The 16,494-nt window shown below is 58.9% G+C and carries 17 protein-coding genes and 1 pseudogene; 4 read left to right on the top strand and 14 right to left on the bottom strand.

Going from position 1 to position 16,494, the window contains the following annotated elements:
- Positions 1 to 27: 27 nt before the first annotated feature.
- The 8 genes from U5A05_RS14910 to U5A05_RS14875 all read right to left on the bottom strand — a co-directional run bounded on the left by U5A05_RS14910 (position 28) and on the right by U5A05_RS14875 (position 8,119).
- Positions 28 to 1,104 carry an HAD family hydrolase gene (locus tag U5A05_RS14910; RefSeq protein ID WP_321833676.1) on the bottom strand — a complete coding sequence of 359 codons (1,077 nt, stop codon included), beginning with the start codon at positions 1,102 to 1,104 and terminating at the stop codon, positions 28 to 30.
- The gene (locus tag U5A05_RS14905) at positions 1,101 to 2,150 is read right to left on the bottom strand and encodes a hypothetical protein (RefSeq protein ID WP_321833674.1); all 1,050 of its coding nucleotides are present in this window, start codon (positions 2,148 to 2,150) and stop codon (positions 1,101 to 1,103) included. The genes U5A05_RS14910 and U5A05_RS14905 overlap by 4 nt, the downstream gene beginning before the upstream one ends.
- Entirely contained in the window at positions 2,147 to 3,739 is a 1,593-nt protein-coding gene (locus tag U5A05_RS14900) for a VWA domain-containing protein (RefSeq protein ID WP_321833672.1), read from the bottom strand. Before U5A05_RS14900 ends, U5A05_RS14905 begins: the two co-directional genes overlap by 4 nt.
- 1 nt (position 3,740) lies before the next feature.
- On the bottom strand, positions 3,741 to 4,736 hold the full coding sequence (locus U5A05_RS14895; protein WP_321833670.1) for a vWA domain-containing protein: 996 nt from the start codon (positions 4,734 to 4,736) through the stop codon (positions 3,741 to 3,743).
- The gene (locus tag U5A05_RS14890) at positions 4,723 to 5,202 is read right to left on the bottom strand and encodes a DUF4381 domain-containing protein (RefSeq protein ID WP_321833669.1); all 480 of its coding nucleotides are present in this window, start codon (positions 5,200 to 5,202) and stop codon (positions 4,723 to 4,725) included. The genes U5A05_RS14895 and U5A05_RS14890 overlap by 14 nt, the downstream gene beginning before the upstream one ends.
- A complete protein-coding gene (locus U5A05_RS14885; protein ID WP_321833667.1) occupies positions 5,199 to 6,149 on the bottom strand; it encodes a DUF58 domain-containing protein in 951 nt (316 codons plus the stop codon). The genes U5A05_RS14890 and U5A05_RS14885 overlap by 4 nt, the downstream gene beginning before the upstream one ends.
- A gap of 11 nt (positions 6,150 to 6,160) precedes the next feature.
- Complete coding sequence (locus tag U5A05_RS14880; protein WP_321833666.1) at positions 6,161 to 7,141, bottom strand: AAA family ATPase; 981 nt, start codon at positions 7,139 to 7,141, stop codon at positions 6,161 to 6,163.
- A 69-nt stretch (positions 7,142 to 7,210) separates the two neighbouring features.
- Positions 7,211 to 8,119: a transporter gene (locus U5A05_RS14875; protein WP_321833664.1), complete on the bottom strand. Its 909-nt coding sequence runs from the start codon at positions 8,117 to 8,119 to the stop codon at positions 7,211 to 7,213.
- A gap of 269 nt (positions 8,120 to 8,388) precedes the next feature.
- Between U5A05_RS14875 and U5A05_RS14870 the strand changes: the two genes are divergently transcribed.
- Positions 8,389 to 8,742 carry a hypothetical protein gene (locus tag U5A05_RS14870; protein ID WP_261738668.1) on the top strand — a complete coding sequence of 118 codons (354 nt, stop codon included), beginning with the start codon at positions 8,389 to 8,391 and terminating at the stop codon, positions 8,740 to 8,742.
- A gap of 30 nt (positions 8,743 to 8,772) precedes the next feature.
- Positions 8,773 to 11,136, top strand: coding sequence for a DNA polymerase II (locus tag U5A05_RS14865; protein ID WP_321833662.1), 2,364 nt, complete (start codon positions 8,773 to 8,775; stop codon positions 11,134 to 11,136).
- Here the strand turns inward: U5A05_RS14865 and U5A05_RS14860 are convergent.
- The 3 genes and pseudogenes from U5A05_RS14860 to U5A05_RS14850 all read right to left on the bottom strand — a co-directional run.
- Entirely contained in the window at positions 11,133 to 11,411 is a 279-nt protein-coding gene (locus tag U5A05_RS14860; protein WP_261738666.1) for a hypothetical protein, read from the bottom strand. The genes U5A05_RS14865 and U5A05_RS14860 overlap by 4 nt on opposite strands.
- Positions 11,412 to 11,548: 137 nt before the next feature.
- Positions 11,549 to 11,917 (bottom strand): helix-turn-helix domain-containing protein, encoded by a 369-nt coding sequence (locus tag U5A05_RS14855; protein WP_321833659.1) that lies wholly within the window; start codon positions 11,915 to 11,917, stop codon positions 11,549 to 11,551.
- Positions 11,914 to 12,057, bottom strand: a pseudogene (locus U5A05_RS14850) (type II toxin-antitoxin system HigB family toxin); the annotation flags it as partial. The gene U5A05_RS14855 and the pseudogene U5A05_RS14850, both read right to left, overlap by 4 nt.
- Before the next feature lie 216 nt (positions 12,058 to 12,273).
- Between U5A05_RS14850 and crcB (U5A05_RS14845) the strand changes: the two are divergent.
- Both crcB (U5A05_RS14845) and crcB (U5A05_RS14840) read left to right on the top strand, forming a co-directional pair.
- On the top strand, positions 12,274 to 12,654 hold the full coding sequence (gene crcB, locus U5A05_RS14845) for a fluoride efflux transporter CrcB (protein ID WP_261738664.1): 381 nt from the start codon (positions 12,274 to 12,276) through the stop codon (positions 12,652 to 12,654).
- A gap of 16 nt (positions 12,655 to 12,670) precedes the next feature.
- On the top strand, positions 12,671 to 13,069 hold the full coding sequence (crcB, locus tag U5A05_RS14840) for a fluoride efflux transporter CrcB (RefSeq protein WP_321833657.1): 399 nt from the start codon (positions 12,671 to 12,673) through the stop codon (positions 13,067 to 13,069).
- Between the two features lie 88 nt (positions 13,070 to 13,157).
- Here crcB (U5A05_RS14840) and kch read toward each other — a convergent pair whose 3' ends face one another.
- From kch to yut, 3 genes are all read right to left on the bottom strand, one after another.
- Positions 13,158 to 14,333: a voltage-gated potassium channel protein gene (kch, locus tag U5A05_RS14835; protein ID WP_261738662.1), complete on the bottom strand. Its 1,176-nt coding sequence runs from the start codon at positions 14,331 to 14,333 to the stop codon at positions 13,158 to 13,160.
- Positions 14,334 to 14,423: 90 nt separating this feature from the next.
- The gene (locus U5A05_RS14830) at positions 14,424 to 15,482 is read right to left on the bottom strand and encodes a HoxN/HupN/NixA family nickel/cobalt transporter (protein WP_321833656.1); all 1,059 of its coding nucleotides are present in this window, start codon (positions 15,480 to 15,482) and stop codon (positions 14,424 to 14,426) included.
- A gap of 28 nt (positions 15,483 to 15,510) precedes the next feature.
- Positions 15,511 to 16,491: an urea transporter gene (gene yut / locus U5A05_RS14825; RefSeq protein ID WP_321833654.1), complete on the bottom strand. Its 981-nt coding sequence runs from the start codon at positions 16,489 to 16,491 to the stop codon at positions 15,511 to 15,513.
- Positions 16,492 to 16,494: the final 3 nt, after the last annotated feature.

The raw sequence follows: 16,494 nt of genomic DNA, 5'->3' as shown, positions 1-16,494 counted from the left end.
GGTCTGGTGCACTGCTGACGGCTGTTGTTATTGCTGTTGCTCGGTTGCACTGGCCTCGAACGGGTAGATGCGGCCCCATTGCGACGTCATATCGACGATAGTCCAGCCTTGCTGTTTTGCCTCATCGAGCGCCTTGTCCAGGCGTCCTATTTTCGAGTCCTTGTCATATGCCCATTCGCGCTTGGCGTCGGTGTGGTGCACCAGGCCCATCAAGCGCGGGCCGGTGCCTGCAGCGGTCCACTGGAGCATTTGCAGGTCACCGTCGGAGTTGCCGAAGGCCAGAATCGGGCGGCGGCCGATAATGCTGTCGATGCTTTCCGGTTTGCCGGGGCCGTCATCGTTATGGGCGATTTTGGCGGTGCGCAGGATGGACGGTTTGCCGTCCTTGAGCTGGTACTGGGTGACAAAGGTCGAGCCAATCACCTGTTCCGGCGGGATGCCATACACCTCTTCGGCAAACACACGCATAAAACCGGTGTCGCCCCCGGACACAATGTAGGTCTTGAAGCCCTGTTCGCGCAGGTAGTTCAGCACCTCCAGCATCGGCTGGTAGACCATCTCGGTGTACGGTTTGCCGGTTGTCGGGTGGCGGGCCTTGCTGACCCAAGCTTGCACGTTGTTGCGAAACTCATCGGTGGTCAGCCCGGCGTGGCTGGCCATAAAGATCTTCAGCAGGCCTTCCATACCGCTTTCGGCAAGGGCTTGATGATCATTTTCAAGTACTGCCTTGAACGGCTGTTGCTCCTTCCATTCAGGGTGTTGAGGGGCCATGCGCCTTATTTCGTCGAAAGCGAACAGCTCCTCGAAATACCCCGGTTGCTCGCTCCACAGAGTGCCGTCGTTATCGAACACGGCGATGCGCTCAGCGGGCTTTACAAAGCCCTTGCTGTTGGGCGTGGTGGTGGTCTGGACAAATTCGATGATGGATTTTTTCGCCGGGCCTTCGTTCCAGGACGGCAGGGGCTCGGCTGCCTGGGCCAGCAAGGGCAAAGACAGAGCAAGCAGCAAGGCTTTTGTAACCGATGACGAGGTCCTTCGGACCTTGTCGCAGCCTAGTGCTTCGTCCGCGGCTACAGAGTGATGTGTACGCGTTGGGTTCATCATGGGAAGTCCTTTTCATGGCCGGGGTTAAGCGGGCGCAACCCCCAGGTTTTGCGTGGCGGACGACTGCGCAGCCAGTGGCTGGCGCGGTAGAAAACGTGTTGCCACCCGCGACGGGTCAGGTAGCCGATGCCCGCCAACAGCAGGATCAGGCCAGCGAACAGCACGGTTTGAGGTACGCGCAGTTGAGTAGGTTGGCCCAACTGTTCAAGATCCTGAGCGATGGAAAACACGGGCACATAAGAGCTGTTGGTTGTGGCTTTGAAAGCGACTGCCGGGACCTGGCTAATTTGTGCCTTGCGATTGACGCTGTCCCACCATTTGACGCTGATGCTGGGCAACTCGTAATTGCCGGCACGCTCAATGCGGTAGCTGACACTGTCGATGCGTTGCCCGCCCGTGAAGCCGCCACGGCCGTCATCCAGGTTGCTCACTTGCGGGGTTTTCGGATAAGCGCTCAGGCCCTCAACTGTGCCCGGTGACGGGGCGGGTAGTGCCAGCCCCGGTGCATTGTCAGCTTGCAGGGTCAGGGTTCGGGTGATGCTGTCGCCAACTTTTAGCCCTCCGTCAGCCGGGCTGATGCTTTGGCTAAAGCGCAGTCCGTTTGCGACCAGTACCGCTTCGCCTGGCTTGAAGCCTGCGGGCCAGCTGGCGCTGAAGTGCAGTGCCGGGGTTTGCGTCGACAGTTCATGGCTGGCCTGGGCGGGGGTGGCGCGTACAGTAAACGGCGCAACAGTGAACCCTTGAGCCAGGTTCGGGGTGATCCGGTAGGTGTAGCGCAAACCGGTGAAAGTCTGACCTTGCAGCGTTTGCGTCAGGTGCTGGGCTTCGCCGTTGGGCGCCATGATGGCGGCGCCCGCAATAGTCAGTTCAGGTAAGCTCGCGCCACTGGTAAACCAGGTATTGGTCAGCACATCGACTTGCAGTTGCAAGGGTTCGCCGACCACCACCGCGTCGCCCGGTACCAGACGGGTTTGTACGTTCAGCAGTGGCTCATCGGCGCAGGCCAGTGCGCTACACAGCAGCAGGCCCAGCAGGCAACGCTTCATGGCGTCTCCTTGTGCTGTTGTGCGCTTTGATCTTGCAGGCTGAATTTCTGGCGCAGAAAGTTGGCCGGGGAGGTGGTCAGGTTTTGCAGCCATTGGTCGTCACTGGCGGCCTGCTGGGTTTGCAGCGGTTTGCTTTGGCCTTTTCCCGGTTGTTTGTCGAATTTGATCTGGTCGGGTTTGACCTCGGGGGCGTTTTGTTCGGCGCTGTCGGTATCCTTGAGCAGTGCTTGCGCCAGGGCCAGGTTGGCGCTGGCTTCGGGGAACTGCGGTTGCAGCGCCAGGGCCCGGGTATAGGCGGCTATGGCTTGATCGAATTTGAAGCGGCGCACATAGATATTGCCCAGGTAAAAGTAAGCCTGCGGGGTATCGAGTTGGGCAAAGCTGGCCAGTGCCAGGTCAAAATCGGCGGCATTGTAGGCTGCGATGCCTTTCCAGTACGGGTCTGCAAAAAGCGCCGCTGCGGCCGGGAAATGTTGGTGCTCAAAGGCCCAGCGACCTTGCTGGTCGGGAGTGAAAAAGGCATCGGTGAATGCATTCGCCTGAGCCGGTGCCGGTTGCATGGACAGGCCCACACCCAGAACCAGCGCTGCCGTCCAGTTCAGGCTCCAGCCTCGGCGCACCGAGAAAAAAGCCAGTAACAACAGCGGTCCGCACAACCAGTAACCGGCGTCTTTCCAGCGCAATTGCCGCTGTTCGTCGCTGGTGGCTTGAAAATGCTGGCGGGCGTGGCCTTCGATCCAGTCCAGATCGTCGTCATTGACGGTCAGGCTGCCCAATGGTGCGTCGGTGGCGGCAGCCAGTTGCTTGAGTGCCGCCTGATCGAAACTGCCCAGCTCGGGGCGCCCCGTGCTGTCGGTGCGGGGCTGGCCGCTGGCATCGCGGATGATCCCGCCGTTGGCGCTGCCCACAGCGAGTATCAGTACCTGCAAGGGGCTGCCTCGCAGTTGTTGTTTGAGGCTGTCCAACTGCCTGGTGTCGGCACCGTCAGTGATCAGCAGCAAGCTGGCGGGGGTGTTTTCGGCTTGCAGCAGACGTTTGGCTTGTTCGATCACTGCGGCGACGTTTTTGCCGGGGTTGGCGATCAGGTTTGTGCCCAGGGCCTGAACCAGGCTGTCCAGCAGCGCCGGGTCATCGGTGGCGGGCAATACCAGGTGTGCGCTACCGGCATAGGCGATCAGTGCGGTTCGGGCACCACTGCGCCGGGCGATCAGTTGGTGGAGTTTGTGCTTGGCGGCTTCCAGGCGCGAGGGTTGCAAGTCGCTGGCATCCATCGACGGTGAGAGGTCGAGGGCGATGATCAGTGGTGCGCGGTTTTCCACAAAGGCCGGGCGATCCTGTTCCCAGGTCGGGCCTGCGGCCGCGATGGCGCCGAGGATCAACAGGGCGCTGGTCAAGTGCACGGGACGCAGGCGGTGGGAGTCTTGTGGGGTGACCAGTAAATAGGGCAACAGATGCGGGGCAATAATTGCCCGCAAGCGGCGTTGCTGATCATGGCTGCGGCGCCACAGCAGTGGCAGCAGAGCGCCCAAAAAGACCAGCAGCAGCCATGCCGGGCGCAGGAAGTGGAAGTCACTGAGGTTGATTTCCATCTCAGCCCTCATCTTGTTGCTGTGGGCTCTGGCCGATACGCGCAGCCAGCAGCGCCAGTAAGTGATACACGGCTAACAGGCTGATGGCTGTGGCCAGTGGTAACCAGTACAGGTCGCGCTTGGGCTGATGGCTTAGAGTTTTGACCTGGTGTGGGGTAATGCGGTCGAGGGTGGTGTACACCTGGTTCAGGCTGTCGCGGTCTTCGGCGCGAAAATATTGCCCGCCAGTGGCCTGGGCGATAGCTTGCAGCGCGCCGAGATTGACCTGGGCTTCGCCCTCGGCCTTGGGGTCGCCAATGCCGATGGTGTGAATCACCACGCCTTTGGCGGCCGCCATCGACGCCGCGCGGGCAGGGGGGATGGCGCTGCTGGTGTCATTGCCGTCGGTAAGGAGGATCAGTACTTTTTGCTGCTCATGAGCCTGATCCAGTAACTTGAGGCTCAAGCCGATGGCATCGCCTATGGCGGTGTTGGGGCCCGCCATGCCGATGCCGGTGTCTTCGAGCAACAGCGACAGGCTGGCGTGATCTAGGGTCAGTGGCGCCTGCGGATAGGCGCCGCTGCCAAACACGATCAGGCCGATTCGGTCGTCCTTGCGCCGCGCTATAAAGTCTTGCACAACGTGTTTGACTGCAGCCAGACGGTCGATTTTCTGTCCGTTGGCGTCGGTAAAGTCCGTGGTTTGCATGGATTGCGAAATATCGATGGCGAGCATCAAGTCGCGCACCGGTTGCTGGCGCTCGATGGGTTTTTCGACCCACACCGGTCGGGCCACGGCCACCACCAGCAGTGCCCAGACCAACAGGTTGAGCAGCAGTTGCCAGCGATTGTGCCGCGCCCCCGAAGCTTGTGGTGCCTGATCAATGGCTCGGCTTATGGCATTGAAAAATGGTACCCGCACCGCACTGCGGGCCTCGCGGTATTCGGGCAAGTAGCGGTAGCCCAACCAGGGCAGGGGCAACAAAAGCAGCAGCCAGGGGTAGTCAAACTGCCACATGATGCTGCTCCACCCAGAGTACGCAGGTGTCGAAAACCTGTTGGCGTTGTTCGCCGGGTAGCGCCAACAGTTGTTCATCCGGGGCATAGGCCAGCAGGGCCAGTTGCTGGCTGAAATCTTCAGGCAAGGGCTGTGGGCTGTGCTTGACCAAAAAGGCCTGCCAGGCCGCGTCCTGCAACGGGCCAACGGCCTGCGACACGGGCATTGAGAGGGCCACGCGCTTGAGCAGGGTCGGCAATTCGCGCAGGGTGCTAAGCGGGTCATCACTGATGCGTAAATGCGCCAGTCGCTGCAAGGCTTCACGCCGATAGCGATTGCGCCGCCAATGCCAATAAGCCCGTGCGGCCCACACCAGCAGGCCCGTCAGCACTACCCCGAGCAGCACCCACCAGCCCCACGTCTGCGGCATATAGCTGACAGGTGCGGGCAGGCCCAGCTCCTGAAGTTGATCGATACTGGGGGTCATCGACGCGGGCTGCCAAGCTTGCCCAGTTCGGTGCGCAACTGGGTGGATGCATCCACTGCGGTACTGAACATCATCAAGGGCACCTGACTGCGGCGTAGCAGGCTGGCGATATCCTTGAGCCTGCCACTGAGGAAATCGGCCAGAGGCTGGCGTATATGCTGATGCTGCACAGCCAGTTCGACCTGCAACTCGCCCTGGGTCACCAGCAGGCGACCGTTTTTGGGCAGGTTCAGCGCCAGCGGATCGTAGACCTGCATGGCGATGACATCGTTGTGAACGGCCAGTTGGCGCAGCAACTGCAGAGTGCGGGTGCCTGCACCGGCGAAGTCGCTGATCAGGCAAATCAGGTGGTCGTGACCAGCCACGGCCAGGCACTGTTGCAGCACCTTGTCCAGCTGTCCGGCGTCTTCGCCGTCGGGCATGGAGCTATTGAGCAGGCGATTTTTCCGGGTGATTTTGCTGCACAGTACTTCAACCCGCTTGCGGCTGCGAAGCGGGGCAATGCTGTCGATACCCTGGTCGTTGAACACTAGGCCGCCGACCCGATCGCCCGCGTTGAAAACCATCCATGCGGCCAGCGCGCCCAGTTCGGCGGCGATAGCGGATTTGAAGCAGTAACTTGAGCCAAAGAACATCGACATGCGCTGGTCGACCACGATCAAAGCCGGGCGGTCGCGTTCTTCGGTAAAGGTGCGCACCACCGGTTTTCCGGTTCGCAACGAGGCACGCCAGTCGAGGTGGCGCAGGTCGTCGCCGGGTTGATAGCGGCGCAATTCATCGAAGTTCAAGCCGCGCCCACGCAAGCGCGAGGCATGGCTGCCCGAGAGAATGCTGCCTTGGGGTTGGCGGGCGACAAAGCTCAGGGCGCGGGCCTTGAACTCCAGAGCCATCAATTGTGCCAGGCAGACATACACCAGGCCGTCGGCATCCTGCGCTTGAGCGTGCATGGATAGGGTCCTCAGGCAGGGATCGCGACTTTGTCGAGGATTCGCTCCAGCACCTGATCGGCACTCACACCATCAGCCACTGCGTCGTAACTCAGTTGCAGGCGATGGCGCAGCACCGGATACACCATCGCGCGTACGTTGTCCGGGGTGACAAAGGCCTGGCCGCGTAGCCAGGCATCGGCGCGGGCGCAGCGGTCCAGACCGATGCCGCCCCGTGGGCTGGCACCGATGCTGATCCAGCGCGCCAGATCAGCGTCGTAGTCGGTGGGATGGCGCGTGGCGTTGATCAAGTCGATCAGGTAGGCATCAATGGCGGGGGATACTGCGACTGAGCTGACCTCGCGTCGGGCAGCGAAAATTACTTCCTGGCCCAGGGCGAAACCCGTTGTGCTCGCGTTAGTGGCGGCATGAGCCTGTTCTTCGCCACGCAGCATGCGCAGTACCTGGGACTCATCCGCAGGTTTGGGGTAGTCGAGCACCAGCTTCATCACAAAGCGGTCCATTTGCGCTTCCGGCAGCGGGTAGGTGCCTTCCTGTTCGATGGGGTTTTGCGTGGCCAGCACGATAAACAGTTCAGGCAATGGATGGCTGTTACCCGCTACGGTGATTTGCCGTTCTTCCATGGCTTCGAGCAAGGCAGCTTGCACCTTGGCCGGGGCGCGGTTGATTTCGTCGGCCAGGATCAGGTTGCCGAACAAGGGGCCTGGTTGGAAACGGATCACGTTTTGCCCGTCAACCTGATGCAGCACCTCGGCACCGGTGATGTCAGAAGGGAGCAGGTCGGGGGTGAACTGAACGCGGCTCATTTTTGCGTCGAGATGCCTGGCCAGTGCCTTGACAGTACGGGTCTTGGCCAACCCCGGCAGGCTTTCGAGCAGCAGATGACCGTTGGCCAACAGACCGATGATGATCTGCCGGATAACCTCGTCCTGGCCCAGTACCGCTTCGGCAACGCTGGCTTGCAGAGCATTTAGATCGTAGAGGGCTGTCATGAGGCATTCCTTTGCTTGGGCCCCCCTACCGGGGCAGCACTACACACTGCACATTGGCGTCCACAACCTTTACCAGACGTACTGCAAGCGCACGGTCCAGGTGTTCACGTCCGGCGAACCTTTGCGCTCGGCCACGGTGTCGGTATAGGCCAGCATGCCGCCGATCTGGGGTGACAACATAAAGCCCATGCTGGCGCCGACCAGGGTGTTTTCCTGTTTGTTGTCCTGCCAGTCGCCGTCGATTTTTGTTTCGCCGCCCCGGCTGTAAGTGGCGTCCAGCGAGGCCCAAAGGGCACGGTTGATGGTGTAGCTGTAGTGGCCTTCGATGGCATACAGGGGCTTCTGTTCAAGCTTGCTGCTGCCTTGGTATTCGTCGTTGTCGCCAAACAACGACACCATGGTGTTGATCTCAAGCCAGGTCGGGCCGAACGGAGTGCCGAAACCCAGTTCCGGTTTGTACACCCAGCGATTGGAGCCAATGTTGATTACCCGGTTCTTGTCATAGTCCCCGGTCGGGGTGGTAAGGGTCAGCGCACCGGTCAAAAAGGTTTCCGGTTTCCATTGGGCAAACTCTTCCGCCGTCAAGGCCGGACCGCCGAAGATGTTGTGCACCAGCACCACTTGGGTGTCACCCATGCCTCCGTTGTGCTTGGTGCCGGTGAAGTAGCGAGCATTGTCGAATGACGCCGAAATATCGGCATACGGCTGCAGGATCTGGATTGCGCTGCTGCGCCCATCAATCCCGAAGGAACGGGCATAACGCAGGATGTACAGATCGGCCTTGAGTGAAAGGCCGTCTATTGGCAGCGAGGTGTCGATGGGGGTGTTGCTGTCGACCCGATTGTAATAGCCGAACAGCATATTCAGATCGGTGGGTACGTTTTGCCAGTCGCGGGCGTTATCAGCCCAGCTTGCCAGCGGTGCAATAGCCAGAGTGAGTACGGTGAAACTGGCCTTGCGGATCGTGCTTGATCCCATCGCTTTGCTCCTTCAATCGCTCTTTGGCGGTTTATCGTCCGACGCATGGCGCGTGTAATTAGTTATTTAAGCTAGCAGTAACCTCGGACTTCGCTGGCTGGCGGATGAAAACGTGCTGAATCTGTGCTCCGCATCACTGTGAAGTGACGAACGGTTATATCGTTAGTGGGCTTGACTGCCTTGTGTCATGGCATCAACCACTGGTTATTTAGCCACCTCTTTGCACTGGCTGCGTGCTATCGTGTTCGCCTTATTTGAGGGGGAATCCAATGCGAATGCTGATCAGTGTTTTGAGCCTGGCCTTGCTGGCCGGCTGTGTTTCTCCTGCGATGGACACTGCCCGCAGTAAAAGCCCGACGCGGGTGCTGGCTTCGGCCAAGCCGACGCCGCTGGTGGCGGAGTGCATCAAATTTTCGTGGCAGGACGAAAGTGTCTTCGGGGTAGATGCCAGCGCTTATGTCAACACCGACAAGTCCGGCCAGCAGACGGTTTATACCCGTGGTGCCGAGTCTTTTGCCGATTTGCTGCCACAAGGCACGGGCACTGCGGTGAGCTATTACGCCAAGCAGCCTGATGATGCTGCGGCCATGCGCCGCCTGGCGATGTTGGCGACGTGTCTGTAACTCGCTCGATCGGCCTTTGAGGCTGCCACGGTGGAGTTGAGACAGGGCTTCGTCCTGACCCGGCACTGGCGCGATACACCGTCGGGGATCGAGGTCGAGTTGTGGCTGGCGACTGATGACGGGCCGCAGCACGTGCGCTTGCCTTACCAGACGTCTACTGCGTTTATCCCTACGGTGCAGCGTGCACAGGCACAGGCACTGTTGGGGGATGAGCGTGGGGTCGAGTTTCGTGAGTTGGCGCTGTGTGATTTTCAGTCGCGCCCGGTCATTGGGCTTTACTGCCAACAGCACGGTCAATTGATGGACATTGCCCAGCGGCTGCGTCGCGCCGGGGTGGATGTGTATGAGGCCGATGTACGTCCGCCGGAGCGCTTCCTGATGGAGCGCTTTATCACTGCGCCAGTCAGTTTCGGCGGCAGCGCTCAGGCCAACGGTCCGCTGTTGAACACCCAGATGAAACCCCATCCCGACTATCGGCCGCGCTTGAAGCTGGTGTCGCTGGATATCGAAACCAGCCCCCAGGGCGATCTGTATTCGATTGCCCTTGAGGGCTGCGGCCAGCGTCAGGTGTATATGCTGGGCAAGGCCACCGAGGCCGATACCCCAGTGAATTTCGACCTGGAATTCTGCGCCACCCGGGGCGATCTGCTGCTGCGTTTGAACCAGTGGCTGGCGCTGCATGATCCCGACGCGATCATTGGCTGGAACGTCGTGCAATTCGATCTGCGGGTGCTGCACGAGCATGCCCGGCGCCAGGGCATCCCGCTGTTGCTGGGACGTGCGGGCAGCGAAATGCAGTGGCGCGAACACGGCAGCCGCAAAAACCATTTTTTCGCCAGTGCGGCGGGGCGTTTGATCATCGACGGTATTGAGTCGTTGCGCTCGGCGACCTGGTCGTTCCCGTCCTTTAGCCTGGAAAATGTCGCCCAGACCCTGCTTGGCGAAGGCAAGGACATCAGCACCCCGTACCAGCGCATGGACGAAATCAACCGCATGTTTGCCGAGGACAAACCGGCGCTGGCGCGTTACAACCTCAAGGATTGCGAACTGGTGACGCGGATCTTCGCGAAAACCGAGTTGCTGACCTTTCTGCTTGAACGCGCTTCGGTCACGGGCCTGGAGGCGGACCGCAGTGGTGGTTCGGTGGCGGCGTTTTACCATTTGTACATGCCGTTGATGCACCGCCAGGGCTTTGTCGCCCCCAATCTCGGTGACAAACCACCCCAGGCCAGCCCCGGCGGCTTTGTGATGGAGTCCCAGCCGGGGTTGTACGAATCGGTGCTGGTGCTCGATTACAAAAGCCTTTATCCGTCGATTATCCGCACCTTTTTGATTGATCCGCTGGGGTTGGTGGAAGGATTGCGCGAGCCCGGAGACGACACTTCGGTACCGGGCTTTCGCGGTGCGCGCTTTTCGCGCACCCGGCATTGTTTGCCCGCCATTATCGAGCGGGTGGCCAATGGGCGCGAAGTCGCCAAGCGGGAGAAAAACGCTCCGTTATCCCAAGCCCTGAAAATCATCATGAATGCGTTTTATGGGGTGTTGGGCTCCAGTGGCTGCCGTTTTTTCGACACCCGACTGGCGTCGTCGATCACCCTGCGCGGGCACGAAATCATGCTCAAGACCCGCGCGCTGATCGAGGCCCAGGGCTTTAGCGTGATCTATGGTGACACCGACTCCACCTTCGTCTGGCTGCGTAGTGAGCACAGTGAAGAGGACGCCGCGCGTATCGGCCGCGAGCTGGTGCAGCACGTCAACCAGTGGTGGCAGGCCCATGTGCACGACGAATACGGGCTGACCAGTGCGCTGGAGCTACAGTTCGAAACCCACTACAGCCGGTTTTTGATGCCAACCATTCGCGGCGCCGAGGAGGGCAGCAAAAAGCGCTATGCGGGTTTGGTGGCGCACGCGGACGGGCGTCGGGAGATGGTCTACAAGGGGCTTGAAACCGTGCGCAGCGACTGGTCGCCGCTGGCCCAGCAGTTTCAGCAGGCGTTGTACCTGCGCATCTTCAATCGCCAGCCCTATCAGGACTACGTACGGGATTTTGTGCGCAGCACCTTGGCGGGTGAGCATGATGAACTGTTGATTTACCGCAAGCGCCTGCGTCGTCAGCTCAGTGATTACGAACGCAATGTGCCGCCCCATGTGCGAGCGGCGCGGCTGGCCGATGAGTACAACGACCTGCAAGGTCGTCCCCGGCAGTACCAGAACGGCGGCACCATCAGCTATGTGATCACCGTGGCCGGCCCCCAGCCGCTTGAGAATCGCACTGCAGAGGTGGATTACGACCACTACCTGACGCGTCAGCTACAACCGGTAGCGGACGCGATTCTGGTGTTTGTCGACGACGACTTCAGCGCACTGGTGGGCGGGCAACTGGGGTTGTTTTAAGCGTCGCTGGCCGGGGTTGTTGCTTTGGATTTGGCGCGGTCTTTGGCGGCCTTGGCTTCGGCGGCCAGGCACTCAAGGCAGAACTGTTCGGCGTAGCTCATGATGATCTCGGTGGTATCACCCTTGATCGTGCGTGAACCCGCGAGGATGTAGCGCATGCGTTTTTCGGTCACGCCGATGCGCAGGGCAATCCAGGCCGGGGTCTGACCGATACGGTCGACCAGTTTGTTGGCGTATTCGGTGGAGTGGTTGTAGCGTTCAGCGTTGGGAAACATAGGGGGTCCATGGTGGAGGGCGAAACCGGAGCGCATGGTACTCCTTTTCAGCCGCTGCCATGATTTTGCCTGCCGTCGAGTGTGTCACCGCCACATGAGTGGTAGCCACTGGCGAAGGCTGCGTAAAAATCAGACAGCTATGATTTCACGGGCCTGATCAGGCTCTCCGCGGGAATTCCAAACATCTCATGTAGCTTCCAAATCATTGGAAGCGTCAAGGCTCTCTTGCCATTTAGCACTTCATATACCCGATTCTGCCGACCAATAGCAGGCACAAGGTCAGCAGGTGATAGCCCGGATTGTTCCATCCTGAAGCGTATGGCATCGACCGGGTTGGGCAGGTCAATTGGGAAGTGCTTTGCTTCATAGGCTTCGATCAGGGTGATCATTACCTCAAGGTAGTCACCTTCTGGAGTATCTGGCTGCGGCTCATTGTCGAACAATGGTGAAACGGACTTCAGTGCATCCTTGTAGTCCTGCTCGGTGCGGATTGGACGAATGTTCATGGGTCAACGGTGTTGGCATCAATGACGTCGTACTGGTTGTGAGTACCGACGAACTTGATATAAATGGCGCTGTAGCGATAGGCCACAGCTACAACCAGCCGATAGTCGTTACCTTAAATGTTGAATACGACCCTGCGGCTCAAATACCTCGCCAATCCCAAGAACACCGGTTTGAAAGCTTAAGCAAATATGAGCTTGCGAAGGTGTTTAGCCGTATGCGACCAGCGCCAATTTTTGTGTTGCACCGCAATTCGAGGCGACTGGGGGCTAACACTTTCGCATTGGCTAAGATGCCCCTCGCGGTTTTTATCAACTAGAGTTCCCTCGACTAACCAACAGGCACGAGAGGGATTTTAATGACTGCGCTGGATGTGTTTTGGGTTGGGCTGGGAGGCGGTTTGGGCTCGCTGTTGCGCTGGTGGGTCGGGTTGCGGGTCGGGCAGTTTTACAAGGGGGGCTTACCGCTGGGCACGTTTTTGATCAACGTTAGCGGTGCCTTTGTGATCGGCTATTTGAGCATTCTGTTTACAGTGGACTGGCGCGACCGCTATGGCGATTTTTTGAGCGCTGCGGTGCTCACCGGCATTCTGGGTGGCTACACCACGTTCAGCAGTATGCAGCTGGACGCTTCCAAGCTGGCCAAGGCCAAGGATCGGGCCTGGGCGGCAGGTTATTTGATCGTCTCGGTACTGCTCGGCCTGGCCGCCGCCGCATTCGGCGCCTGGCTGGCGCGCTGACACAGGAGTACACAAGATGCTGAATATGATCATTCTGGTGTTTGTCGGTGGCGCGTTTGGCGCCATGTGCCGCGAGTTTGTGATGCTGTCGGTGCCGCGTCTGGCCGATGGTTTTCCAATGGATATCTTTGTTGCCAATATCGTCGCGGCGTTCCTTCTGGGGGTGGCTACGTCACTGTTTAAAAGCAACCGGATCAATCAGTACGTACACGTGATGGTCGGCACAGGGATCATGGGCGGGCTGTCCACGTTTTCGAGCTTCGTATTCGGCGCGGTTGAAATGATGAAAGACCCAGCCGGTGTATTTGTCTCCATCTGCTATCTGGTGATCAGTCTGGTGATTGGCTTTGCAGCGGTTGAGCTGGGCTTGTTGGCCGGGGCCAAGGGCACGCCTGCCCCCGATACCTCGCAATAAAACATGATAAAGCCCTCAACTGTGGGAGCGAGCCTGCTCGCGAATGATCTTCGCGAGCAGGCTCGCTCCCACAGAACACCGCTCCTGTTTACGCCAGCGAAGTGCGCTTGCCGAAGAACATTTCGGTGATCAGGTCGTTGTTGATTTCATCTCCCTGAAGAGTACGCACCAGCAACTCACTGCCAAGCAACGGCAACGACAGCACCATGGTCGGGTTGACGCGTTTGACCTTGGGCATGTTTCGGGTTTCGTTGACCAAGGCGATGATTTGGGTATCGTCCCCGGCCACTTCCTTGGCTGCCAGAATGGTGAACACGTTTTCGGCGTCGCTGTCGCACAGGGTCACGATGTACTTGGCCTGCGCTGCGCCTGCCAGTGTCAGGGTCGAAGCTGCCGAGGGGTCACCTTCGATGATGTCTGCCTTTTCCGGCAGATCGTGCTGACTACCGGTGGCACACACCACGGTGACGTGCTCGCCACGATCAGTCAGGCCTTTGTAGACGTTTTGGGCAAGGGAGCCGACGCCAACGAGGATGTAGTGATTTTTACGGGCCATGTGGGTAATCCTGCCTTTAACGATTCGTTGGATGTTGTTGCTGATCAGCGGGCCGGCAATGGACGCCACCGAAATCGCGAAGATGGTGATGCCCAGGATGATCACCGTCAGGGTGAAAAACCGTGCATCGGTGCTATGCGGGACGATGTCGCCAAAGCCCACGGTCGACATCACCACTATGGCAAAGTAGAACGCTGACGGGAGGTCAGTTACTGGCGGTGCAAAGCCGTCACCGATGTAGAGCGTGCCCAGGGTGCTGTAGACAATTAGTGAGGCGATGCTGACCACCGCGAAGAAGCTGCCCGTGGCCAGGCTGTAGTGGTCAAATCGGCGCCAATAAAAGGCCAGAACGGCAATGGTGAACAGTGAGTAGAAGGTAACGCCGTCGGGTTTTTTAAGGATGAAAAAATCAACACAGACGGTGGCCACCAACAGCAGCAATGCGAAGAACCAGCTGATGCGCGACCTGATCAATAGCCCCAGTGACATCAGCAGCAGGACAAACCCCACCACAAACCCGGGGATTTCCAGCAGGGCTAAAAAGCTTAATGCCTCCTTCCAGGTATCGAATGAGCCAGAGATAGAATTGGCGTGGGCGACGCCACGTTGCAACACCGGCAAAAATAATAGAAAGCCATTGATTGCCACCAACAAGGCGACCCCATAGGCAAAGGAGATCCGATTTCTTACGTCCTGTAATAAAGTCATGGCACCTACGACGCGTCTGTTAAGGGGTGATGGGAGTGTAGGTCAGGTTTTTTCGACTGCCAGATACGATCCCGCGTGCTTGAGCCTGCATCAGGTATTGGCGGCCAATTGGTCATAGCCGCGCAGGTAGTAGTTAACGGCAGAAATTAGCCAGCACAGCACAAACATGCCGATGATCCAGTAGCCAATTTCGCCGAAGTTTTCACTTATTGCGTTGATTGGCGTCCATATCCCGCCGGTTAGTTGAAGTTTGTCGGCAATCAACCCCAGCGCTTCGACGCCGCCGATAAACAGCGCGACCACTACCGAGGCGGCAGTGATGGTGATGTTGTAGTAAAGCTTGCGCACTGGCTTGGAGAAGGCCCAGCCGTAGGCGCCAATCATCACGAAGTTGTCCAGTGAATCGATCAGGGCCATGCCCACTGCGAACAGCACCGGGAACACCATGATCGACCACAGGCTGATGCCGTGCGAGGCGCTGGTGGCGCTGATGCCCAGCAGGCCGATTTCGGTAGCGGTGTCGAACCCCAGGCCGAACAGAAAACCCACCGGGTACATATGCCAGCTTTTATTGACCAGGTTGAACACCCGGCCAAAAATCCGCGCCATCAGGCCACCCTTGTTGGTGACGATCAGGTCCAGCTCTTCGGGGGCCAGGGTGTGTCCGGCCTTTACCTGTCTGAACTTCTTGTACACCGATATCAGGATTACCAGGTTGAGCAAGCCGAACAGCAGCAAGAACACCGATGACACCAGCGTACCAATCAGGCCGCCGGTTTCATGGAACCACTCCATATCGTCTTTGAAGGCCATCGCGGTGGCCGCAATTGCGAAAGACGCCAGCACCACAATGGTGGAGTGTCCCAAGGAGAACCAGGTGCCCACGGCAATCGGTCGTTTGCCCTGTTGCATCAACTTGCGCGTCACGTTGTCGATGGCCGCAATATGGTCCGCATCCACGGCGTGACGCAAGCCGAAGCTGTACGCCAGCAAAGCTGTGCCCATCAACACCGGATTACTGCCGAACTCGATAAAAGCCCAAGCCCAGGCGAGGAGGTTGGCCACGATCAAACCGGTCAGTAGATAAATGGCACGCCGTGTGGTGTTCACCGGTTCGGCATTCGTCAGGGGGAGGGCAATCGCGCTCATGGAAGAACTCCGGCAAAAGGATCGAAAGTTATTGGCGGTGGGCCGGCATCACGTCTTTGTTGGGCACCAGGAACAGCCAGGAGGCCAGCACAAATGGCATGGTCAGGGTCGGGATTCCAACCGGGGCCAGTACTGTATTCAAGGCACCTTGCACAAATACAGTGAAGACCACCCCGATCAGGGTGTAGATCAGCACGCGCCAGCTGGGCTTATTGAAGGTCGAGCCCAGGGCGATGGCAGTCAGTACGGCGCTGAATGCGTAGAGTCCGTTGTTGATACTGGAGTGTTCTGCCTGCAACACTGTGGCCACAAGAATCGCCAACAGAGAACCGCAGAAGGCAAAAACCGCCGCCCACAACGATGACACCGCCAGTCCCGCCAGCAGCAACACGCTGCCGATCACACTGCTGAACAGAAACACTTCGGAGATGCCATAGAAGGTGCCATCGAGCCAATGAATGCCGTCGAACAGGTTGCTGTTATGCGCGATCAGGTCATGGGGCAGGTTGGGCACCGGCAAGGTGGTGATGTTCATGCCGCCGAAGGCGTAGCTGGCCAGGAACATGGTCCAGGTGACCAGTACGAAGGGGGCGGTCAGGGCGGCGACTTTCCAGGTTTTCAGAATGTCGGCGATGCAAATGGTGACGATCACCGAGACCACGCTGCCCAGAATGATGCACAGCCACAGAATTGGCGTGGCCTCGAGAAAGGTCGGCAAGGCGACACCGACCAGGCAGCCGTTATAGCCGTACAGACCGGCCTTCCAGGATTTGCGGTCCTTGAGGTGTATGCCGGTAAAGGTTGCCACCGCGGTGCCTAATACACTGCCGAAGGCTACGGCAGGAAGCCCCTCGGCAAAAGCTCCAACAAAGATCGCGGCAAAAAACAGCAGTCCGGTCAGAGGGTTGTTCTGGAACATGACTTGAGCGCAGCCGCGCAGGGTGACGTCGATAAATTCAAGGACGACGTTGCCATCCGCTATTTTTGACCATTTGGAAGCCGCTTGCATGAT

The organism is Pseudomonas kulmbachensis, assembly GCF_963681935.1.
Taxonomy (GTDB): Bacteria; Pseudomonadota; Gammaproteobacteria; order Pseudomonadales; family Pseudomonadaceae; genus Aquipseudomonas; species Aquipseudomonas kulmbachensis.
The sequence above is the reverse complement of the archived record's forward strand: the minus strand, read 5'-3'. Positions and strand labels throughout refer to the sequence as shown.